The following is a 21,105-nucleotide window of genomic DNA, read 5'->3' on the forward strand; positions in this document are numbered from 1 at the left end:
CCCGCCATCGGGCGTAAAGCACAACGCGGCAACCGTCGGTCAGGATTTGCGCGAGGTGTAAACGTGCTCGCGCAGCAGGGCCTGGATCAGCGCGGCGCGATCCGGAAACCCGAGCGATCCCGCCAACTCCGCCTCGTCCTGGCCTCCGTCGTCGGGCGCTGCCGGCAGATATCTCGCCATCAGCTCGTCCTCGCTGATGCCGAAATCGGCCGGACAGCCGCCGCCATCGATCTCCGTCTGCTTCAGCACCTCGCATTTGTCGCGGGCGCGCGCCAGCAGATCCTCGAAATGGCCGTCGATCCGGGCCCAGTCGGCCAGCGCATTCAGGGCCGAGCCGTTGAGCCCCTTCCTGAACGAGCGGATGCGCGCCTCGTCCAGCATCAGCTCCAGAAACTCCGAGCGGGTCAGGCCGTTGCGCGCGATCCACGCCTCGAGCTCGGCCGGGTCCATCAGATCCCTGCTCTGGCGAAACCGGATGATCTCCGCGCTCAGCGCCTGGGCGTCGACCCTGACGCCGCGGCGCTTGGCCTCCGATGCGGCGAGAAATCGCGCGATCGCCTTGTCGGACAGGTCGCCGCCGCGCACCGCCAGCAGCCGCAGCTCGTCCATCAGTTGCGGCGTCCCGTCCGGGATGCCGGACTCGCGTTCTGCTGCCGCCGAGCGCTGCGCGTCCTGGATCAGCCCATCCCACAACTGCGTGTGTTCGAAGGCGTACTCGACCGCCTTGGGCACCACGTCGCCGGCGAACCGGCGCCGCATCGTCCGCAGCATCTCCAGCGCGTCCTCGCGCTTCTGGTCGATGCGGTGATCCGGCAGCCAGGCCTCGAGCGCGGCGATCTCCTGCGACGTCAGGCGGCCATCGGACCGCGCGCCCTGCAGCAGCGCCGGGTAGCTGCGCTCGGGATAGAAGCTTGCCTTGCCGAGCGCCTCTAGGATCTGACGGGACGCCTCCGAGATCACCCCAGCGGCGACCGCCTTCTGCAGGGTGAAACGGATGTTGACCAGCGGCTCGGACAGCGCGGGAAAGCCGAGCTCCGCCGGCCCGTGAATCAGGGCGACCTCGTCGTCGGCCTCGAACACGCCGTCGCGATACGCCGCGAATACCTTGCCGACGCCCTCCATGCCGAACGCGTGCAGCTCGGCCGCGCGCAGCGCGCCCATGCTGGCGCTGCCGAACACGTGGATGCCGTTGGCCATCGCCCACAGGATCTCCTTGTGCCACACCGACGGCACCTGCTCGAAATAGCCGTCGATGATCCCGATCGCCGCAGGCTTCGCCAGCGCGGCGCGATAGACGTCGCCCTGCTGCACCGGCGGGAGATACTCCGCCTCCAATTCGAGCGCGGCGTCGCGCGGATGCAGCGTCGGCCCGGTGAACACGATGCATGTCATAGCGGATGCCCCGATGGCTGGCGCCGCGAGAGCTGATCATCGGCGAAGGCCCGCGCCCTCCGCCCCGGGCTGTAGTCCGGATTCTTGTCGAAGGTCTCGAGCCCTGGAATGACGACCCTCGCCACGGGGATCTCGAACCTGCTCTTGGTGAGATCGACTGCGATCACCTGCCGGACACCGGCGGACTGCAGCCGTTCGAGAACCACGGCGAGATCGTCGTTGAACGTCTCCGACGCCAGCGACGGCGTTTCGCGCAGGCTTCGTTTCGGCGGGCTGGTTCGCAGCAACGCCCGCTGCTCGCCGAGAAACTGCGCGGCCAGCGCCGTCTCGTCATATTCCTCGCGAAACACGTCGTCGCGCGCCCCCGCGATCAGCGTCAGCCGGCTCTGCGCCGCTTCCGTCAGCGCGCGCAGGAAGGCGATCTCCGGCGACAGATGCGCGCCCATGCCCAACGCAGCATAGAGATCCCGCCCCAGCTCCTCGTCACGATCGAAGATCAGGCACTGGCAGGCGGCGAGCCCGACATCGGAGCTGATGTCCCACGCCACCACCTCGAGGCCCGCACGCTCGCACATCTCTAGCAGCCGCCTGTTGCCTTCGTCCTGAACCGTGTCGAGCGCGATGCGCCGGCCCTGCTGCTCGTCCGGACTGCGCAGGTGCCAGAGCGTGGTCGCATCGCGCTCCACGACCTCGCAGATGCCGTGCAGCAGCGCCTCGATCAGGTGGTTGCCGGACGCCAAGCCGTTCGACGACGAGATGAAGCTGCCGGCCGGCATTTCGGGGCGCGATGTCGAGAGGTTCACCATCTCGAACGGCACCCAGACATCGGCATCCGCAATCAGATCGCGGCCTTCGATCCACAGCATCTGCAGATCCGGATGGAAGCGCCCGCCGGCGATCAGCGGCAGGTCGGCGACGTCGACCACGTCATGGTCGCGGATCAGCTCGGCATAGGTCGCAAGCTTCAACGGCAGCGTGATCGTCTCGGCGTGAAACAGCTCGATCGATTCCATCAGGCCCGACGCCTTCGCGGCGTCCAGGGTCAACCCCTTGCCCTGCGACACCGAGACCGAGCGCGAGTTCGGCCGGCAGACCATGGTGACGGGAATGCCGACCCGGTCGAGGCCGGTGACGTCGGCCACCCGCGTGATCCCCATCTCGGCGAGGTAAGGACGCACCCGCTCCACCGTCTGCGACGGCGGCACCGACCGCTGCGTTCCCGATCGAAAGCTCTTCTGGACCGGATGCGCGGCCAGACGATCCCGATGCAGTGCCGTTCCACTCCCCATCCGCAGCCTCCGCACTCAACCGTCACCGACGTCGTCGTCGCATCAGCCTGCATGGCGGACATCGGCGAAAGCGCCGACGACGACGTTCTGCATCTCCTCGATGGTCTTCTGCACATCGGCGTCGACCACCGACGTGAACCCCGCGATGCTGTCGAGCAGCGGCTGCTTGCAGAAGCCGCGCAGGCAGAGCTGGATGCGCTTGATTGCGACGCCCTGCTCGAACGCGCCGGACTGCATCGCCCGGCTCCAGAAATGCAGCAGGCCGTACCAGACGAAACAGGCCTGCAGGAACGACGGAAACGGCAGCCGGCTGCCGCTCCAGGGCGAGGTGATGCGCGGCAGCGACCCCTTCGCCGTCGAATCGAGAAACCAGGGCTGTTCCTGCTCCTGCATGTAGAGCAGCGCGTGGATGCCCTCATGGACCAGCGCATCGGCGACGTGGGATTCGTCGATCTCGGGAAGATGCGGATTGGCGAGGAAGGTGCGGCCGATGTAGTAGCCGTTCGACCCCGACGAGAAGCTGCCCGGGCTTTCCGGGTCCTTCTGCAGGATGAGTGCGATGTTGAAGCGCGCGACGAAGCGGGGAAGCCCCGCCTCGGTCCGTTCGAGCGCCGCCCGCGACCGGCGCAGCAGATCATGCAGCCGGTCGATTTCGCTGTCGGAGAACGGCGGGCGCGGCGGCGGGACCGGCCGGTCCTGGCCGGACAGGTCCACCCTGAGCGCATGCGGGCTGCCGTAATCGGTCACCGGCATGCCCTCGACCTGGGGCCAGATGCAGGCGCCGTCACGGAGATAGCCGCGGTCGCCGAGCGCGGTCCACACGTCCCGGTCGGCGGCGACGTCGAGCTCCTGGCGCAACGCCTCGGCCACGAACGCATCGCGCAGAAATCGTCCCTTGTCCTCGGCGTGCCGGCCCGGTGCCGACAGCAGACGGAACGAGGTCTCTGGGGCATCGAGAACCCGCATGAAGCCATCGTCCGCGACGCGATCCATCAAGCTGCGCAGCTCGTCCCCGCCCGCGGGATCGTCGCGGCAGATCTCGCCCAGGGCTTCGCCCAGCTTCCGCGCGAGCCGGTCGCCATAGGCGGCGAGCACGCCGTCGCACACCGCGTCGTAATCGTTCCAGCGCAGAACGTCGGGCATCCGGGTGATCGTCATCGTGCGCACTCCTTCCGCTTCCGCATTCCACTCTCGCCGCAGTCCCGGCGCGATCGCTGCTAAGACGGCGATCAGGTCCCGCCTCAGCCGATGGCCGGCAATTCCTGCTGCAACCCCACCGCCCGCTGCAGCGCCATATCGATGAAATGGGCCCGGCGGAGCTTCGTTTCCTCCACCGACGTCCCCAGCCGTTCGCGGACGTGATCAAACAGCTTCAGGAGATCGGCGCACCACACCGTCGGATTGTTGAATCCCGTCTGCGATGCATAGCGATGCGGAAGATAGCCGCCGGCGCAGGTATCGCGCTCGCGGCAGGCGCGGCAGCCGTCGGGCAGCGGCATGCCCTCGAACACCGCCGCGCGATGGAATTCGCCGGCGTGCTGGACGTCCATGAAATCGGAGGTCCGCACGTTCAGGCCGGTGCGCGCGGCGCCGTCGTAGCAGACCCGCAGCACATCCAGCCCTTCGATCTCGCCATCGGTGTTGACGAACAAAAAGGTCAGCGGCTGGTTGCCGAGCATGTCGATGCGGCTCTCCCCGCCCTGAACCAGCCAGGCGATATTCCAGAAAATCTTGATCCGGAGATCCAGCGTGCCGTCCCGCCACCAATCCTCGAAGATCGGGATCAGGAAATCGGCACAGGGCGTCGGCCCATAACGGTCGCGAACCGCCGCGATGGTGTCATGGGTGAAATCCGGCAGCAGATAGTCGATGGAGGCCGGGCTCAGGCTCGTCAGATGGCGATGCACCGCGGCGCCGCTGGCCCCGAGCTGGATCACCGACAGGAAGCGCAGCGGAATCCCGGCGCGGCGCAGCACCGAAAGGCCCTGTTCGACGTCGTGATAGGAGCCCCGCCCGGCATGATCGACGCGCAGGGAATCGTGCACCTCCGGCGTTCCATCGATGCTGATCCCGAGATCGATGTCGAACCTCTTGATGATCTCGGCCCAGCCGTCGTCGAGCAGCGTGCCGTTGGTCTGCATGCAGAGCTGCACCCGCGCGACGCCCGCCAGCCCGTCCTTGATCTTCTGGCACCAGGAGCTGAACCGCTCATGCTTGACCAGGCACGGCTCGCCGCCATGAAAGGTGATCGTCAAATAGGTCTGGCCTGTTGCCAGGCAATGGCGGCGGATGCGGTCGATCGCGATCTCGACGACCTCATCGTCCATGATCGCGGGGCGCTCTTTCCAGGTGCTGTCGCCCTTGTTGTAGACGTAGCAATAGGAGCAGTTCAGATTGCAACGCGACGCGACCTTGAACACGAAGTGAAGATGCGGACCGTCCTTCATTGGTAGGCTATCTCGGCGGTGCGATCGACGAAGATGCGGCCATCCTCGGTCAGGAACTGTCGGGCATCACCCAATACGACCTGCGCCTCCTTGAGCTTGGTCAGCATGTTGGCAAGCTCGGCATCATACTCGGCCGATCCGCCAAACCCCTGCTTCTCGGCCTCGCGATAGAAGGCACAGATGTAGGCGATGGCGTGAAACGCCAGCAGTATCCCGCGCAGGGGCCGCGGCTCCGGTCGCAGCGGCGATGCGTAGCGGCCCTGGTGCTGCGGATCCACCAGGGGTCCAGAGGCCTCCGCCATGAACAGATGCAGATGCGCGGATTCGTGGACGATGGCCTCCATCACCTGCATCAGGCCGCCGAACAGGTCGGCATAGACCATGCCGGGCACGTCGGCCTGCGATCCGCTGCGGAAATAGGATCGCTCGCTGCTGCGCAAGGGGATCAGGACCCGCGTCACGTCGGACACCCAATTCACGCATTCGGGAAACTTCTTCGCGGCGGTCACGAGGATCTCGAGAGAGTTCGTCACCTCGCGCGTCATCTGGGCCCGCTCGTCGGCCGAGAGATCGGTGTGCTCGGCCCAGGTATCGGGGATCGGAAATCCCAGCGAGTGGCACCCCACATCGACGGATATGTCGTAGGGCCACTCCTTCATCGGAAGCAGTCCGGCCAGCTCGTTCAGGTCATACGTGCCGGCCTCGATCCGATAGCCTCCGACCGGCGACCATAAGGTCAGCGGCTCCGGCGCCGTCAGCGACGTGGAGGCAGTCGGCGCATTGGCAGCCGTCCAGATCGCGACCTGCAGATCGCGCTGCGGGCTTTTGTCGTGTCCCTCATAGGTGATGGAGTTCATGCAGGGATGGCGAAGCCAATCCGCTTCATGCGCATTGGCTTCGATGAGCGATGCCTTGAGCGGCTCGCCATCCAGGCCGAGGCGCTCCTCGGGCTGCCATCTCAGGATCTTGTCGCTGAATTTCTCATGCCAGGCAGATTTCGACGGTCGCCAGGTCCAAGCGTCACTCATGATCGAGCATGCCTCCGGAAATACGCCAACGAAGCCAGCCGCAAGCTTTCCTGCCGAGGCAGGACCGCAACCGATGCCGGTATCAAGAGCAGCTATCAGGAAAGCTCATGCGGACGACGGCGACCACGTCCCGTCATACACAATGGTCAGGCGCAAGCGGGCCACGACCAGTCACATCGGCAAGATCCGACATGGCAGGCCCGCTTCGCTTGGTCTGAGCCGAACGATCGATCCGTTCACCTGGTCGATTTCGGCGCGGCCGGTGCCTGAGACACGTTGAACTGACCCTTGAGGTCCTTCACCGCCCGCACCTGCGTGAGGCGCTCAGCAAGAGCCCCCAAGACCGCAGGATCGTTGGCGATTTCGCGTTCCATCTCGTCCGGACGCTCCATCGCCGCGAGGCGGCTGAAGACGATGCCGCGCGAAAACGGGTTGGTCTTGCTGAAGATCGCTCCGCGCGAGAATGGAACGCCTTCCGCCATGATGTCGATCTTCAGAGAGGCACGTGCAATCTCTGAATCTACTACGGATTTCAACGCAAGATCGACCTTCTTGCGCATTTCCGCCGGATCGCGATCAGCCATTCCTAAAACTCCCAGTCGGTTGAGAACCGCCATTCATTCAGAAAGGAAATAGCAACGTCCCGGTACAAGTCCTGTGACCTCGCGCCCTGAACTCACAGATCTTGGAACACTCGTCTGAAGACACTTCTTGGAACACCGATCCTGGAACCCATATCTGGGAACGATGTAGCTGTGCTAACCACTTCGCTCAGGCCGTCCACACTCAGCCAGTCGCTGAAGCCGAAAAAAACTAACATGAAGCTATTTGAGGCACAATAGAGTAGTCGGATCGATACACCTGCTGATTGCTTGCATCGAGGACATGCTGCGATCGCCTCGGATGCCTGCAAAGGCTGCGGACGATGCACCCCTGCTCCCGCGAATGTCGTCGCAAGGCATATCGTCGCACCTCGTTCCACCGCAGCGCACACGCAGCAGTTTCGGTTAGGTCATCGAACCCCAACGTGCATAGGACAAGCAAAAGGCCCGCGCTCACCGCGCGGGCCCGCCACACTTCCATGCGCGATGACGAGCCTCACGCCGCCAGCGTGTTCTCCACCACCTTGATGAAGAACGAGGTGCCGTAGACGATCGCCTCGTCGTTGAAATTGTACGCGGGGTGATGCAGGCCCGCGCTGTCGCCATTGCCGACGAAGATGAAGGCGCCCGGACGCGCCTCGAGCATGTAGGCGAAGTCCTCGCCGCCCATCATCGGCGGCATTTCGTGGACGTTGGCGTCGCCCGCGACCTCCTTGGCGGCGCGGATCGCGATCTCGGTCTGCTCGGCGTGATTGATCACAACGGGATAGCCGCGCGCATAGTTCAGGTCGATCCTGGCGCCGGTCATCTGGGCGACGCCGGTCACGACCTCGCGCACCCGCTTCTCCATCAGCTCACGCACCTTCGGCGTCAGCGTCCGCACGGTGCCGCGCAGCACCGCGCTCTGCGGAATCACGTTGCGGGCATTGCCGGCGTGGAACTCGCAGATCGACAGCACCGCGGCCTCCAGCGGATCGACGCTGCGCGACACGATCTGCTGCAGCGCGGTGACGAGCTGGGCGCCGACCAGGAGCGAGTCGATGCAATTGTGCGGCTTGGCGGCATGACCGCCATGACCCTCGATGGTGATGTCGATCGCGTCGGTCGACGCCATCAGCGCCCCCTGGCGGATGGCGAAGGCGCCGACCGGCAGGCCGGGCCCGTTGTGCATGCCGTAGACCTGGTCGATCTTGAAACGGTCGATCAGGCCGTCCTTGATCATCGCGTCCGCACCACCGCCGCCCTCCTCGGCCGGCTGGAAGATCACCGCGACCTCGCCGGCGAAGTTGCGGGTCTCCGCCAGATAGCGCGCGGCGCCGAGCAGCATCGCCGTATGGCCGTCATGGCCGCAGGCATGCATCATGCCCGGGGTCTTCGAGGCATAGGGCAGTCCGGTCGCCTCCACGATCGGCAGCGCGTCCATGTCGGCGCGCAGTCCGAGCACCTTCACCTCGCCATGGCCGGGCTTGCGGCCCTTGATGACCCCGACGACGCCAGTTTGGCCGAGGCCGGTCACGACCTCGTCACAGCCGAACTCGCGCAGCCGATCCGCGACGAAGGCCGCCGTCCGGTGCACGTCGTAAAGCAGCTCCGGATGCGAATGGATATCCCGCCTCCAGGCCTGGATATCGGGCTGCAGATCGGCGACGCGGTTGACGATGGGCATGGGGAATCTCGTAACTCCGGTGGGATTTTGCGCCTGTTTAGCATGCAAAAGCCGCACCGCCCAAGATAAGGGCTGCGCCCGTCTCATGGCTCGGTCAACCAGCCATGAACGTGGCGCTTGTCCGGGTCGGTCCGGGCTGACTAAAAGCTGGCAACGATGGGAAGGGAATGCCGATGCCGAGACAGCTCGAGGGGGATTACGACTATATCGTGGTGGGCGCCGGCACCGCCGGCTGCATCCTCGCCAACCGCCTTTCGGCCGATCCGAAGGCCCGCGTCCTGATTCTCGAGGCCGGCGGCAACGACAACTGGATCTGGTTCCATATTCCGGTCGGCTACCTCTTCGCGATCGGCAACCCGCGCTCGGACTGGATGTTTCGCACCGAGCCCGAGCCGGGGCTGAATGGCCGCTCGCTGGCCTACCCCCGCGGCAAGGTGATCGGCGGCTGCTCGGCGATCAACGCCATGATCTCGATGCGCGGCCAGGCCGCCGACTACGACCATTGGCGCCAGCTCGGGCTCGCCGGCTGGTCGTATTCCGACGTGCTGCCGGTGTTCCGGAAGCTGGAGGATCATTTTCTCGGCGAAAGCGAACACCATGGCGTCGGCGGCGGCTGGCGGATCGAGGCGCCCCGGCTGTCCTGGGCGGTGCTGGATGCAGTCGGCGACGCCGCCGAGCAGATGGGCCTGCGCCGCATCCCCGACTTCAACACCGGCGACAATGAGGGCATCAGCTATTTCCACGTCAACCAGAAGCGCGGCCGGCGCTGGTCGTCCGCGCGGGGCTTCCTCAAGCCGGCGCTGAGCCGGCCGAACCTGCGGCTGGAAACGCAGGTGATGGTGGATCGCCTGATCATCGAGAACGGCCGCGCCGTCGGCGTGCGCTTCCGGCAGAACGGCGAGACCATCGAGGCCCGCACCAGGGGCGAGGTCATCCTCAGCGCCGGCTCGATCGGCTCGGTGCAGGTGCTGCAGCGTTCGGGCATCGGCCCGGCCGAGTGGCTCGGCGCGCTCGGCATCGACCTCGTCCTCGACAGACCGGGCGTGGGACGCAACCTGCAGGACCATCTGCAGCAGCGCGCGATCTACAAGGTCACGGGCGTGAAGACGCTGAACGAGACCTACTACTCGCTGGTCCGCCGCGGCCTGATGGGTCTCGACTACGCGTTCCGGCGCCGCGGGCCGCTGACCATGGCGCCGTCGCAGCTCGGCATCTTCACGCGCTCGGATGCGACGCGCGACCGCGCCAACATCCAATTCCACGTGCAGCCGCTGTCGCTCGACAAGTTCGGCGATCCCCTGCATCGCTTTCCCGCGATCACGGTCAGCGCCTGCAACCTGCGCCCGACCTCGCGCGGCAGCGTCCGCATCCGCTCCGCAGCAATCGATGAAGCGCCATCGATCGCGCCGAACTATCTGGCGACCGAGGACGACCGCCAGGTCGCGGCCGACGCCATCCGCGTCACCCGCCGGCTGATGAAACAGAATGCGCTCGCCGCCTACAGGCCGGAGGAATACCTGCCGGGCCCCTCTGTCGGCGATGACGACGCGGCGCTGGCCAAGGCCGCCGGCGACATCGGCACCACGATCTTCCATCCGGTCGGCACGGCGAAGATGGGCTCCGCCGATGATCCGATGGCCGTGGTCGACGAGCGGCTGCGCTTCCGCGGCATCGACCGCCTGCGCATCGCCGACGCCTCGATCATGCCGACGATCACCTCCGGCAACACCAACACGCCGACCGCGATGATCGCGGAAAAGGCGGCGACGATGATTTTGGAGGATGGGCGCTGACGATCGTCCGGGACAAAGCGCGCATGCGACCCCGCTCGCCTTGCGCTGAACTCGCGCGCGCAGTTCCCACGGCATCGATGGCGTCGACACACAGCGCTGTACGATACAGCGCCCTCTCCCCTTGTGGGAGAAGGCATCTTCGGCCTATCCACGCGCGCGGTTGGGTGAGGGGTATCTCTCGGCGAGCGACGCTCGTTGAGGCATACCCTTCACCCAACCGAGCTTGCTGCACCGTCCTACATGCCCTCTCCCACAAAGCGCGAGGGCGCATTCACTCGCACCACGCCTCGTCTTGCTGACTCCAAGTGTTACGGTGAGGAATTCGACGGTAGCTGCCGCCGCGCATAACGGATCAGATGATCCGCGCCACCAGCGGAATCCGGCGCAACAGCACGGTCGCCAGCCAGCTCACCGACAGCGTGCCCACCAGCACGATCGCGAACTTCACGGCGGCCGGCCACGCCGGGTCGTAGACCAGATATTGCAGCCACAGCAGCGGCAGGAAGTGCAGCAGATAGATGCCGTAGGCCGACGGCTGCATGCGGTCCATCAGCGTCAGGGGGGCCTTCGCCCAGCGCAGGAAGAAGGTCGGCACGCCGAACGCCATCGACGCGCAGAAGCTCGCCACCGCCATACCATAGGCGGCGCGCCACCACAGCGGCGGCGAGTCGAAGTCCGCGATCCAGTTGTGATGGGCGTAGGCCAGCAACAGGATCGCGCCATAGCAGCCATAGGAGAGACCGAACCAGATCGACCAGCGCTGCACCAGCGCACCGTCCTGCGCCAACGGACCCGTGCGCAGGCCCCCTGCTCCCATCGCCACGCCGGCGATGAAGAAGGCCGGATAGAGCAGCGCGCGACTCGCCTGCAACGGCAGCGGGAAATGTCCGGGCATGAACCACAGCCCGTCGCCGAAGCCGAGATGCGGCGGCAGATAGGCCAGGTTGGCGATCACGAGGAAGATCAGGAAGCCAGTGAGCGGATAGTGCAGCAACGCCCCGGCCCAGCGCCCGACTGCGCCGATCGCCTGCGGCGCCAGGACGCAGACGAGCGCAGCCAGTATATCAAACCCCAGCAGCACGCCGAGAAACCAGGCCGAGCCGGACGGCCACGGCCCTTCGCTGATCATGCGCCACCACACCGCGGCGAACTGATCCTCGGCCACGTAGTATCGGTAATAGGCGATCGGCATGATCACGAGGATCGACACGATGTAGGGCACGCCGAGCCGCAGCGCGCGGCGCCCGACATAGTCCGACGCGCCCCGGCCCGCCAGGCTTGCCGGCACGAACAGGCCGGAGATGAAGAACATGCACGACATGAAGTAGCTGTCGTTGAACAGCGCGACGAGGTCGAAGCCGAGCCAGTGCATGCGGTCGCCGCCCTGGCCGAAATGAGTGTAGTTGATGGCGGAGTGATAGAGCACGACCGAGAGCGTGATGAACGTCCTGGCGCGATCGAGCGGCACGATCCGATCGGCAGACAGCTCGGTTCGTTGCAGGTTGGGGATCACGCGCTCATGCATCGACGTCGCATCCAGTCCCTCAGCCGCCCTTCGGCGGCGCACGCCGCTTGTATATTTCGCGCGGCCCTGCGCCGACATCCTGCGCGAGCAGGTGAGCCGCCGGCCATGGCCGGCATGATCACGAACACGTCATCGCGTTTCGATCGCGAGAAGCCGGGAATAAAACCGGGCCGCCATCGCTCTTCTCACCCGCAAGCCCGATGACGGGCAACGGGAGATGACGATGAGCCTTGGTGATCACGACGAGAACGGCGTCAGCCGTCGCAAGGTGCTGGAGTGCATGACGTGGGCAGGCACCGGCGTGCTCTGGACGCTGTCGGGCGGCGTGCCGCGTTCGCTCGGCCTGGTCGACGCCGCGCGGGCGGCCGAGCAGCCCGCCTCCGGCCTGACCTTCCTGCAGATCAGCGACAGCCATGTCGGCTTCGACAAGCCGGCCAATCCCAACGCGCTCGGCACGCTCGAGGAGGCCGTCAACCGCATCAAGGCGATGCCGGTGAAGCCGTCCTTCATGATCCACACCGGCGACATCTCGCATCTGTCGAAGGCGGCCGAGTTCGACGACGCCGATCGCATCATCTCGCAGACGCGGCTCGACGTGCACTACGTGCCCGGCGAGCACGACTTCCTCGACGAGGACGTCAAGCTCTACAAGGAGCGCTACGGCAAGGGCACGCGCGGCTCCGGCTGGTATTCGTTCGACGCCAATGGCGTACACTTCATCGGGCTGGTCAACGTGGTCGATCTCAAGGCCGGCGGGCTCGGCAATCTCGGCGCCGAGCAGCTCGCCTGGCTGGAGCAGGATCTCAAGGGCCGCTCGAAATCGACCCCGGTCGTCGTGTTCGCGCACATCCCGTTGTGGACCGTATATCCGGAATGGGGCTGGGGCACCGAGGATGGCGGCCGCGCGCTGGACAGCCTGAAGGGGTTCGGCTCGGTGACGGTGCTGAACGGCCATATTCATCAGGTGATGCAGAAGGTCGAGGGTAACGTCACCTTCCACACCGCGCGCTCGACCGCCTTTCCGCAGCCGGCGCCGGGCACGGCGCCCTCGCCCGGCCCGATGAAGGTCGAGGACGCCAGGCTGCGCAGCCTGCTCGGCATCGCCAGCATCGACTTCAAGGTCGGGTCCGAGCGGCTCGCCATCATCGACACGCCGCTGGCCGGCTGAGGACGGAAACGCAATGAGCCAGTCTGTTGTTCGCGGCGCCTGCCTCGCCGCCGCGCTGCTTCTCGGCGCCACGCCGCTGCGCGCCGAGACCATCAAGGTCACCATCGACAACTTCACCTTCACCCCGGCCGCGGTGACGGTGAAGGTCGGCGACACCGTGACCTGGACCAACCACGACGACATCCCGCACACGGTGGTGTCGGCTGGGAAATACCGGTCGAAAACGCTCGATACCGACGACAGCTTCTCCTTCACCTTCGCAGCCGCCGGCGACTACAAATATTTCTGTTCGCTGCATCCGCACATGACGGGGCTGGTCAAGGTTGAGTAGCATCGCGAACCAGGGCATGAGCATCGTCGCATGGACCGGTCGGCGGCGTAGCGCCGGCCGCGCCGTGCGACCGCGAACCGGGCCGGAGACCACGCCGGTGACGACAGCCAGTGACGATCCCGAGAGGGCGCGACGCTTCCGCGAGGCGGCACTGCCGCATCTCGACGATGTCTACACGCTGGCGCGCTATCTGCTGCGCAACGCCGCCGACGCGGAGGACGCGGTGCAGGAATGCTACCTGCGCGCGCTGAAGCATTTCGACACCTACCGTGGTCCGGCGATGAAGCCGTGGCTGTTTGCGATCCTGCGCAATGTCTGCCACGCCGAATTCGCGCGCCGCGCCGGCGCGCCGGTCAAGGCGCTCGACGATGCGCCCGAAGCGGCCGAGCAGCCGCCGCTGTGGCAGGAGAGCACCGAGACGCCGGAAGCCGCCGTGCTGCGCGAGCGCGATGCCTCGGCGATCCGGCGAATGATCGACACGCTGGCCGAGCCGTTCCGCGAGACGTTCGTGCTGCGCGAGGTCAACAATCTGTCCTATCGCGAGATCGCGGAGGCCGCCGGCGTGCCGGTCGGCACCGTGATGTCGCGTCTCGCCCGCGCCCGCGCGATGCTGCGCGCCGCCTGGCTCGCGCAGGAGGAGCTCTAGCCATGACCTGCGATGAAGCCGAGATCCTGATCCACGCGCTGGCCGATGGCGAGCTCGACGCCGGCCACGCTCTCGAGGTCGAAGCCCATGTCGCGACCTGCCCGCGCTGCGCTGCGGAGCTTGCTGCCATCAGGGAGATGAAGCAGATGCTCGCCGGCGCCGACCTCGGCTACAAGGCGCCCGCCGCCTTGCGCCAGCGCATCGAAGCCGCCCTGCCGCCGGTCGAGGCGGCCGTCGTTACTCCGTTTGCCGTCCGGCCGAGCCGCCGCTCGCTGCTGAAGGGCTTTGCGATGGGCTCGGCCGTGTCGGCGCTGGCCGCCACCGGTCTCGTCGCCATCGTGCTGCGCAATGACGACCAGCAGCGGATCGAGGCCGAGATCGTCTCGGCGCATCTGCGCTCGCTGCAGGCCGGCCACCTGACCGACGTGATCTCGACCGACCAGCACACCGTCAAGCCCTGGTTCAACGGCAGGCTCGACGTGGCGCCGCCAGTGATCGACCTCACCGCTGAGGGATTCACCCTGATCGGCGGGCGGCTCGATTATGTCGATGCCCGCCCGATCGGCGCGGTGGTCTATCGCCGCCGCCAGCACGTCATCAATCTGTTCGTGGCGCAGACCTCGTCCACCGAGCGCCGCGCCGCACGGATGGACACGATCCAGGGCTTCAATATCAGGAGTTGGCGCGACCGCGGCCTCAGCTATTGGGCGATCAGCGATATCGGCGGCGACGAGCTCGAGGAGTTCGGCGAGCGGTTCGAGCGGAAGATGGGTGGGAGCAGCTGAGTCGCTCTCGCGCGCTCCGTCATTGCGGGCGAAGCGACGCAATCCCGAGGCGCGAAGGAAGGCTGGATTGCTTCGCTCGCCATGACAAGCCCTTCGTAGGGCGGGCAAAGCGTAGCGTGCCCCACCAAAGGTCCTGCGAGGATCGAGATGGTGGGCACGGCGCGTCGCGCCTTTGCCCACCCTACATGTTCGTCAGCTCACGCCGATTTGCGGATGGCGTTGTCGACCAGGGTCTTGCCGAGCGACCAGATCGCGCCGGGGACCTTGTGGCTCTGCGCGATGACGTCGTCGAAGGCGCGCTCGATCCAGGCGCAGTCCTCCTCGGTGATGGTCAGCGGCGGCAGCAGCTTGATCGTGTGCAGGCCGTGACCGGCGACCTGGGTCAGGATCTTGTGATCCTTGAACAGCGGCACCGTGATGAGCTGGCAGAACAGGCCCTTGTTGGCGCTCTCCAGCATGGTCCACGACGCCTTGAGGCGCAGCGATTTCGGCGGACCGAACTCGACGCCGATCATCAGCCCCTTGCCGCGGACTTCCTTGAGCAGCTCGTAGCCCGGCACCATCCGGGTCAGCGCCAGCCGCAGCTCGGCGCCGCGCTTGGCGGCGGCCTCGACCAGCTTCTCGGCCTTCATCACCTCGAGCGTGGCAATGCCGGCGGCCATCGCGAGGTCGTTCTTGGCGAAGGTCGAGCCGTGCACCACGGCGCGATCCATGCGGTTGAATATCTTGTCGAAGATCTGCTTGCGCGTCAGCAGCGCGCCGACCGGGACATGGCCGCCGGACAGCGCCTTCGATAGCAGCACCATGTCGGGCTCGACGTTCCAATGTTCCACGGCGAGGAACCGGCCGGTGCGTCCCATGCCGGTCTGGATCTCGTCGGCGATGAAGATGGTGCCGTATTTCTTGCAGAGCGCAGCGGCACCCGGCAGGAACTCGTCGGAGGGCATGTTGACGCCCTTGCCCTGGATCGGCTCGACGATGAACGCTGCGATCTCGCGCGACGACAGCGCCTGCTCGAGCGCGGCGAGATCGTTGAAAGGGATCGCCGTACAACCCGGCAGCAGCGGCTCGAAGCCGTTGCGGAAGTTCGAATCATCGGTCAGCGACAGCGCGCCATAGGTGAGACCGTGATAGGAGTGCCCGCAATAGACGATGCCGGGCCGGCCGGTCGCGCCACGCGCGAATTTGATCGCGGCTTCCACGGTCTCGGCGCCGGAATTGGCGAAGAACACCTTGTCCAGATACGGGACATATTCCAGCAGCCGCTCGGCAAGAACGCCCGCCAAGGTCGAGACGTCGAGCTGAACGAGATTCGGCAGGTCGGTGTCGAGGACGCTTTTCAGCGCGGCGCGCAGTGTCGGATGATTGCGGCCGATTGCAAAGACGCCAAAACCGCTGAGCAGGTCAAGATAACGGGCCCCATCACGATCGTAGAGATATTGCCCTTGTCCTTTCTGGAACCCAACATCATATCCAATCGTTTTGAGAACGCGGACAAGCTGCTCGTTCAGATGCCGAGAGTGCATCGTGCTGCGCTGCGCTTGGCGCTCCACAAACATCTCGGAAACGTCTAGATTGGGTTTTAGCATCGGCTACATACTTCGGTTGATGGACGTGACGTCAACTGAAAACGCGCAATGCGGCGTTTTGCCCTCATTCGCACCATCAAAGCAAGCACGGGTTTCTGCCAATGTTGCATCGCCTTAGATATCTCATGTCGACGACACTAGCATACTCCGCAGTCGTGTTCGCAGCAGGAATTTCTTCCGCGCTCGCGGCCGACCCCACCGGCGACTGGCGGGTTGCCGACGGCGTCGCGAACATCCGAGTCGCACAATGTAATGGCAGCATGTGGGGCGTCGTGGCCTGGGAGAAGACCCCGGGCGGACGCGACAGCAACAACCCCGATCCGGCCCGCCAGAGCCGCCCGACGCTCGGCATGCCGATCCTGATCGACATGAAGAAGAAGCCCGGCGCAGACGCGTGGGAAGGCCAAGTCTACAACGCCAAGGATGGGCAGCTCTACAGCTCCACCATCACGCCGGTCGACCCCGATCACCTGGAGATCAAGGGCTGCGTGCTCGGCTTCCTGTGCGGCGGCGAGACCTGGACGCGGGTTGCTCCGCCGATTCCGTCGAGCCCTGTGAACAGCATGGCCAAAGGTACACAGAAACCAATCGCGCCGGCCCCTGCTCCGGCGGCCAAGACGACCACCGGCGTCGGCAGTGGCGCAACCGCATCGGCCAAGCCGGGACACAAGCCCGCGGACCAGGTCGGCGATATCTGCCTGCTGCCCGAGATCGCGCGCCCCCGCTAACTAACGGGCGTCCGTCACGCGAACAAAAAAAAGCGGCCGAGAGATCGGCCGCTTTTTCTATTCCGTGATCACGAGCCCTCTTGCTCCTTGATCTCGCGAGGCTTGCCCATCAGCGCCGGCTGGAACAGCAGCACGGCGGCGAGCGTGGTGACCAGCGACAGCGCCAGCAGCTTGCCCATGCTGGACGTGCCGGGATGGCTCGACAGCCACAGGCTGCCGAATGCGGTCGCCGTCGTCAGTGCGCTGAAGAAGATCGCCCGGGTCAGGCTGGTCTGGAGCAAATTTGTGCGGCCGCCGCGCCACGCCACCACGTAGTAGATCTTGAACGCGACGCCAATGCCTAGCAGGAGCGGCAGGGCGACGATGTTGGCGAAGTTCAGCGGCAGCTTGATCAGCACGCAGATCTCCAGCGTCACGGCGCCCGCAACCAGCAGCGGCACGATCGTCATGAGCACGTCGCTGAAGCGCTTCAAGGTCACCCACAGCAGGAGGCTGATCACGACCAGCGAGTAGATGCCGGCGTGGATGAATGCCTTCACGATCGTGTCACCGGACTTCAGGATCGAGACCGGACCGCCGATCGCGTTGGGCTCGGCCGTCAGGACGGCGTTGGCGAATCGCCTGAGATTGTCGTTGTCGTTCGGATCGCCCTTGGGCTGCGCCTCGACCCGAATCAGTCCGTCCTTGCTCTTCCACTGCGACACCAGTTCCGGCGGCAGGTTCGCGAGGCTGACCGGCTGCGCCTGGAGAGTGGCGCTGAGCTGCGTCAGCGTGATCTTCCACGGCTCGACGAACACCGCCTGCGCCTTGTTGCGAACCGTTTCGCTGGCGCCCGCGAGCCTGGCAAGCGCGTCGGCGAGCCGCCGCGACGCGACCGCGCCCGGCCCGTTGCTCTCGCCCGCGGTGCGCCGGAGATTGTCGACGGTCGAGTTCAGGGCGTCGACATTCTCCTTGTCGCTCGGCGCCGCATCGACCTGATCGGGGTTGAGTGCAGGCCCCAGCACCTTCGCGCCCTGCGCGATCAGCTTCAATTTGGCCGGCTGGTCCTCGGGGACGAAGCTGTCGAGCGACATCACGCGCGCCACCTCGGGCAACTTCGCCAGCTTGGCCTCGATCGCCTTGGCCTCGGTCTCGGAGCGCGTCAGCACGTCGATCGCATTGGCGCCCGTGTTCGGATCCTTTCGCAGGTCGAGATAGGTCGCGATCGACTCGGCGCGCGGATTGCGCAGGTTCATCGGGTTGAAGTCGAACTTCATGTAGTAGAGCAGCGGCAGGCCGGCGACGACCAGGCCGAGCGTGCCGACGATGATCGGCACGCGGTGCTTCTCGAGGAAATGATCGACCGGCGCCAGGAAGGCGTAGCCGACCGGCTCCTTCTCGCCGGGCGGATTGAGGATCCTCAGCAATGCCGGCAGCACCGTGATCGACGACAGGAACGCGATGATCATGCCGGCGCCGGCGATGGCGCCGAGCTCGGAGATGCCCTTGTAGTCGGTTGGCAGGAAGCACAGGAAACCGGCAGCCGTCGCCATCGCCGCGAGCGACAGCGGCACCGCGGAGCGGCGCGCGGCTTCCGCCAGCGCTTCCGGAAGATTGTCGTTCTTGAACCGCTCGGAGCGATAGCGCACGCTGAACTGGATGCCGAAATCGACGCCGAGGCCGATGAACAGCACGGCGAACGCGACCGACAGCAGATTGAGCGAGCCGACCATCATCAGGCCGACGGCCGTGGTGAGCGCGAGGCCGATGAACAGGTTGATGAACACGGCCGAGATGATCTTGGCCGAATGCAGCGCCAGCCACAGGATGATCAGCACGACGACCACGGTGCCGATGCCGTTGACGACGGCGCCTTCCTGCACGGTGGCGTATTCCTCGTTGGCGATCGGCACCGGCCCGGTCAGCCGCACGCGGGCGTGAAAGCGGTGCGGGAAATCGAGCTCGGCCGCCGCCTGACGGATCGCATCCGTCGCCGCCTTGCCGGGCTCCAGGGCCTGGTAGTCGAGGATCGGCTTGAACTGGATGAAGGCGCGCTTGTCGCTGTCTTCGAGCGGCTTGTCGGAGATCAGCTGGCGCCAGGAGAAGGTCGCATCGCCCTTGTCGAGCACGGTCTCGACCGTCTGAGAGATGTAGTCGAACGGCCGCGCGGCATTGTCGAGCTTGACCTGGCCGCGCTTGACGCCGGCAAGGCCGGTCTCCAGCGCACCGGTCAGGCCGCGGATCGAGGGGTCCCCGGCCATGATCTCGACCAGCGGCGCCGCCGCCGTGAACTGGTCCGTGAGCTGCTTGACCTCCTCGGTCGGCAGGAACAGCAGGCCGTTCCTGGCGAAGAACTCGCCGCCGCCGAGCAGCTCGACCGATGAGAAGTTCGCGGTGTCGCCCTTGAGCTTCTTGGCAAGCGCATCAGCCGCCACGCCGGTCAGCTCCGGTGTCGCCGCCTCGACCACGCCCAGGATCATGCGATCGCGATCGAACGCCTGCTCATATTGCTGGTCGCGCTTGCGCCAGTCGAGATCAGGCGAAATCAGCTTGTTGATGTCGGTATTGATCGAGAAATGACGCGCCGTATAGAAGCCCGCGCCGACGGAGAGCAGCAGGGCCGCAATCAATGTCGGCCAGGCAAACCGGGTGCAGGCCTTGACGATCGAGACGACAAACGTGGTCAGCACTTCGTGACTTTCTAATGTTTAGAGAGCTGGGCGGAAACGTCCGCTTCATGGCGGAGTTCCCCGATCAGGGCGAGCCCCGGACGCACACATCCTGAGCGCGCCCCGACCCGGCCTGGCCCAACCTTGAAGACGAGGATGGTCCCTCGACGGCGGATCAAGTTGAACGATGCACGGAACCGTCGGGCCGGCTGATATAGCGGCTGTTCTCGGCGGTAAAGTGACGAACGAGTGAGAGCATAACCAACTCAATTGATTGATCTAATTTATAATTACTAAATTACCTGCAACCTCTCGGGGGCTGCGTGCGACGCATCACATGCGAGCGACTTGCAGACCGGCTTTTCTCTTCGCTCGATTTTTGACACAAAGCCCTGCGTTTCCATCCGTGTGGCGGGCCATTGGGGGCACTCGCTGGTGCGATTATTGCAACCCTGTCGCACGCACGGAGGTGCCGGGTCGAAAGTGAGGCAACGTGGCTGGACGTCCCATGCAGGTGTATCTCGCGCAGCCGCGCGGTTTTTGTGCTGGAGTCGTGCGTGCGATCGAGATCGTGGAGCGCGCGCTGGAGAAGTATGGCCCGCCGGTCTACGTGCGTCATGAGATCGTCCACAACAAGCATGTGGTCGAGAGCCTGAAGGCCAAGGGCGCCATCTTCGTCGAGGACCTCTCCGAGGTGCCGCCGCGCGCCGTCACCGTGTTCAGCGCCCACGGCGTCGCCCGGACGGTCGAGGAGGAAGCGGCCGCCCGCGGGCTGCCGGTGCTCAATGCCACCTGCCCGCTGGTGACGAAGGTTCACAACCAGGGCAAGCGCTACATGTCCAAGGGACGTACCCTGGTACTGATCGGTCATGCCGGCCATCCGGAGGTGGAGGGAACCATGGGCCAGGTTCCCGGCCCGGTCTACCTCGTGCAGAACGTGGCCGATGTGGCCGCCCTGCCTCTGCCGCTCGACACCCCCTTGGCCTATATTACCCAGACCACGCTCAGCGTGGACGACACCCGGGACATCATTTTAGCCCTTCAAGCCCGCTTTACAGACCTTCAAGGTCCCGATATCCGGGATATCTGCTATGCGACACAGAACCGCCAATCTGCGGTAAGGGACTTGAGCAAGCTGGTGGACGTCATCCTGGTGGTGGGCGCCGCCAACAGCTCCAACTCGAACAGACTGCGCGAGATCGGCACCGAGGCCGGGGTCGCAAGCTATCTGATCGCTGATGGCAGCGAGCTTGATCCGGTTTGGCTGAAGGGGGCCAAGGCCGTCGGCATCACTGCCGGCGCCTCGGCTCCCGAAGTGCTTGTCGACGACGTCATCGAAGCCCTGCGGCGCATCGGACCGGTCGAGGTCGCGGTGGTCCCGGGGCGGGAAGAAAACATCGAATTCCGCCTGCCGGCCGAGCTGGTCGCGGGCTGATCGGTCCTCGTTTGGTCCAGAAAGAAGAGACGT

17 protein-coding genes are annotated in these 21,105 nt (G+C 65.5%); 7 read left to right on the forward strand and 10 right to left on the reverse strand.

Annotated elements, in window-relative coordinates:
• Positions 1 to 39: 39 nt before the first annotated feature.
• The 7 genes from QW845_RS09055 to QW845_RS09085 all read right to left on the reverse strand — a co-directional run bounded on the left by QW845_RS09055 (position 40) and on the right by QW845_RS09085 (position 8,424).
• The gene (locus QW845_RS09055) at positions 40 to 1,380 is read right to left on the reverse strand and encodes a TfuA-like protein (RefSeq protein WP_315801245.1); all 1,341 of its coding nucleotides are present in this window, start codon (positions 1,378 to 1,380) and stop codon (positions 40 to 42) included.
• An 8-nt stretch (positions 1,381 to 1,388) separates the two neighbouring features.
• Positions 1,389 to 2,681, reverse strand: coding sequence for a YcaO-like family protein (locus QW845_RS09060; protein WP_315801246.1), 1,293 nt, complete (start codon positions 2,679 to 2,681; stop codon positions 1,389 to 1,391).
• 42 nt (positions 2,682 to 2,723) lie between these two features.
• A complete protein-coding gene (locus tag QW845_RS09065; RefSeq protein WP_315801247.1) occupies positions 2,724 to 3,839 on the reverse strand; it encodes an aKG-HExxH-type peptide beta-hydroxylase in 1,116 nt (371 codons plus the stop codon).
• A gap of 83 nt (positions 3,840 to 3,922) precedes the next feature.
• A complete protein-coding gene (locus QW845_RS09070; protein WP_315801248.1) occupies positions 3,923 to 5,128 on the reverse strand; it encodes a radical SAM protein in 1,206 nt (401 codons plus the stop codon).
• Positions 5,125 to 6,156: an aKG-HExxH-type peptide beta-hydroxylase gene (locus tag QW845_RS09075; RefSeq protein WP_315801249.1), complete on the reverse strand. Its 1,032-nt coding sequence runs from the start codon at positions 6,154 to 6,156 to the stop codon at positions 5,125 to 5,127. Before QW845_RS09075 ends, QW845_RS09070 begins: the two co-directional genes overlap by 4 nt.
• A gap of 236 nt (positions 6,157 to 6,392) precedes the next feature.
• Positions 6,393 to 6,740 carry a hypothetical protein gene (locus QW845_RS09080; protein WP_315801250.1) on the reverse strand — a complete coding sequence of 116 codons (348 nt, stop codon included), beginning with the start codon at positions 6,738 to 6,740 and terminating at the stop codon, positions 6,393 to 6,395.
• Positions 6,741 to 7,254: 514 nt separating this feature from the next.
• Positions 7,255 to 8,424: a M20 aminoacylase family protein gene (locus QW845_RS09085; RefSeq protein ID WP_315801251.1), complete on the reverse strand. Its 1,170-nt coding sequence runs from the start codon at positions 8,422 to 8,424 to the stop codon at positions 7,255 to 7,257.
• 173 nt (positions 8,425 to 8,597) lie between these two features.
• Between QW845_RS09085 and QW845_RS09090 the strand changes: the two genes are divergently transcribed.
• Positions 8,598 to 10,217, forward strand: coding sequence for a GMC family oxidoreductase (locus QW845_RS09090; RefSeq protein ID WP_315801252.1), 1,620 nt, complete (start codon positions 8,598 to 8,600; stop codon positions 10,215 to 10,217).
• 352 nt (positions 10,218 to 10,569) lie between these two features.
• Here the strand turns inward: QW845_RS09090 and QW845_RS09095 are convergent, their stop codons facing one another.
• Positions 10,570 to 11,742, reverse strand: a complete 1,173-nt coding sequence (locus tag QW845_RS09095) for an acyltransferase (RefSeq protein ID WP_315801253.1) — start codon at positions 11,740 to 11,742, stop codon at positions 10,570 to 10,572.
• 223 nt (positions 11,743 to 11,965) lie between these two features.
• On the opposite strand from QW845_RS09095, the gene QW845_RS09100 reads away from it, so the two are divergent.
• The 4 genes from QW845_RS09100 to QW845_RS09115 all read left to right on the forward strand — a co-directional run bounded on the left by QW845_RS09100 (position 11,966) and on the right by QW845_RS09115 (position 14,672).
• The gene (locus tag QW845_RS09100; RefSeq protein WP_315801254.1) at positions 11,966 to 12,910 is read left to right on the forward strand and encodes a metallophosphoesterase family protein; all 945 of its coding nucleotides are present in this window, start codon (positions 11,966 to 11,968) and stop codon (positions 12,908 to 12,910) included.
• 13 nt (positions 12,911 to 12,923) lie between these two features.
• Positions 12,924 to 13,241 carry a cupredoxin family copper-binding protein gene (locus QW845_RS09105; protein WP_315801255.1) on the forward strand — a complete coding sequence of 106 codons (318 nt, stop codon included), beginning with the start codon at positions 12,924 to 12,926 and terminating at the stop codon, positions 13,239 to 13,241.
• Between the two features lie 97 nt (positions 13,242 to 13,338).
• The gene (locus QW845_RS09110) at positions 13,339 to 13,887 is read left to right on the forward strand and encodes a sigma-70 family RNA polymerase sigma factor (protein WP_315801385.1); all 549 of its coding nucleotides are present in this window, start codon (positions 13,339 to 13,341) and stop codon (positions 13,885 to 13,887) included.
• Positions 13,888 to 13,889: 2 nt separating this feature from the next.
• Complete coding sequence (locus tag QW845_RS09115) at positions 13,890 to 14,672, forward strand: anti-sigma factor (protein ID WP_315801256.1); 783 nt, start codon at positions 13,890 to 13,892, stop codon at positions 14,670 to 14,672.
• A 197-nt stretch (positions 14,673 to 14,869) separates the two neighbouring features.
• Here the strand turns inward: QW845_RS09115 and hpnO are convergent, their stop codons facing one another.
• A complete protein-coding gene (gene hpnO / locus QW845_RS09120; protein ID WP_315714885.1) occupies positions 14,870 to 16,261 on the reverse strand; it encodes an aminobacteriohopanetriol synthase HpnO in 1,392 nt (463 codons plus the stop codon).
• Positions 16,262 to 16,362: 101 nt separating this feature from the next.
• On the opposite strand from hpnO, the gene QW845_RS09125 reads away from it, so the two are divergent.
• A complete protein-coding gene (locus QW845_RS09125) occupies positions 16,363 to 16,989 on the forward strand; it encodes a DUF2147 domain-containing protein (protein ID WP_409997886.1) in 627 nt (208 codons plus the stop codon).
• A 68-nt stretch (positions 16,990 to 17,057) separates the two neighbouring features.
• On the opposite strand, the gene QW845_RS09130 is transcribed toward QW845_RS09125, so the two are convergent.
• On the reverse strand, positions 17,058 to 19,658 hold the full coding sequence (locus tag QW845_RS09130; RefSeq protein ID WP_315801258.1) for an MMPL family transporter: 2,601 nt from the start codon (positions 19,656 to 19,658) through the stop codon (positions 17,058 to 17,060).
• 487 nt (positions 19,659 to 20,145) lie between these two features.
• Here QW845_RS09130 and ispH point away from each other — a divergent pair, with 487 nt between their 5' ends.
• Positions 20,146 to 21,072, forward strand: a complete 927-nt coding sequence (ispH, locus tag QW845_RS09135; protein WP_315801259.1) for a 4-hydroxy-3-methylbut-2-enyl diphosphate reductase — start codon at positions 20,146 to 20,148, stop codon at positions 21,070 to 21,072.
• Positions 21,073 to 21,105 lie beyond the last annotated feature (33 nt).

The organism is Bradyrhizobium sp. SZCCHNS3002 (assembly GCF_032377435.1).
Lineage (GTDB): Bacteria > Pseudomonadota > Alphaproteobacteria > Rhizobiales > Xanthobacteraceae > Bradyrhizobium.

Coding starts and splice junctions, on each gene's coding strand:
- ispH (WP_315801259.1), top strand. CDS start 20,146: ATGCAGGTGTATCTCGCGCAGCCGCGCGGTTTTTGTGCTGGAGTCGTG.
- QW845_RS09105 (WP_315801255.1), top strand. CDS start 12,924: ATGAGCCAGTCTGTTGTTCGCGGCGCCTGCCTCGCCGCCGCGCTGCTT.
- QW845_RS09100 (WP_315801254.1), top strand. CDS start 11,966: ATGAGCCTTGGTGATCACGACGAGAACGGCGTCAGCCGTCGCAAGGTG.
- QW845_RS09095 (WP_315801253.1), bottom strand. CDS start 11,742: ATGCATGAGCGCGTGATCCCCAACCTGCAACGAACCGAGCTGTCTGCC.
- hpnO (WP_315714885.1), bottom strand. CDS start 16,261: ATGCTAAAACCCAATCTAGACGTTTCCGAGATGTTTGTGGAGCGCCAA.
- QW845_RS09075 (WP_315801249.1), bottom strand. CDS start 6,156: ATGAGTGACGCTTGGACCTGGCGACCGTCGAAATCTGCCTGGCATGAG.
- QW845_RS09070 (WP_315801248.1), bottom strand. CDS start 5,128: ATGAAGGACGGTCCGCATCTTCACTTCGTGTTCAAGGTCGCGTCGCGT.
- QW845_RS09125 (WP_409997886.1), top strand. CDS start 16,363: ATGTTGCATCGCCTTAGATATCTCATGTCGACGACACTAGCATACTCC.
- QW845_RS09115 (WP_315801256.1), top strand. CDS start 13,890: ATGACCTGCGATGAAGCCGAGATCCTGATCCACGCGCTGGCCGATGGC.
- QW845_RS09085 (WP_315801251.1), bottom strand. CDS start 8,424: ATGCCCATCGTCAACCGCGTCGCCGATCTGCAGCCCGATATCCAGGCC.
- QW845_RS09065 (WP_315801247.1), bottom strand. CDS start 3,839: ATGACGATCACCCGGATGCCCGACGTTCTGCGCTGGAACGATTACGAC.
- QW845_RS09090 (WP_315801252.1), top strand. CDS start 8,598: ATGCCGAGACAGCTCGAGGGGGATTACGACTATATCGTGGTGGGCGCC.
- QW845_RS09060 (WP_315801246.1), bottom strand. CDS start 2,681: ATGGGGAGTGGAACGGCACTGCATCGGGATCGTCTGGCCGCGCATCCG.
- QW845_RS09080 (WP_315801250.1), bottom strand. CDS start 6,740: ATGGCTGATCGCGATCCGGCGGAAATGCGCAAGAAGGTCGATCTTGCG.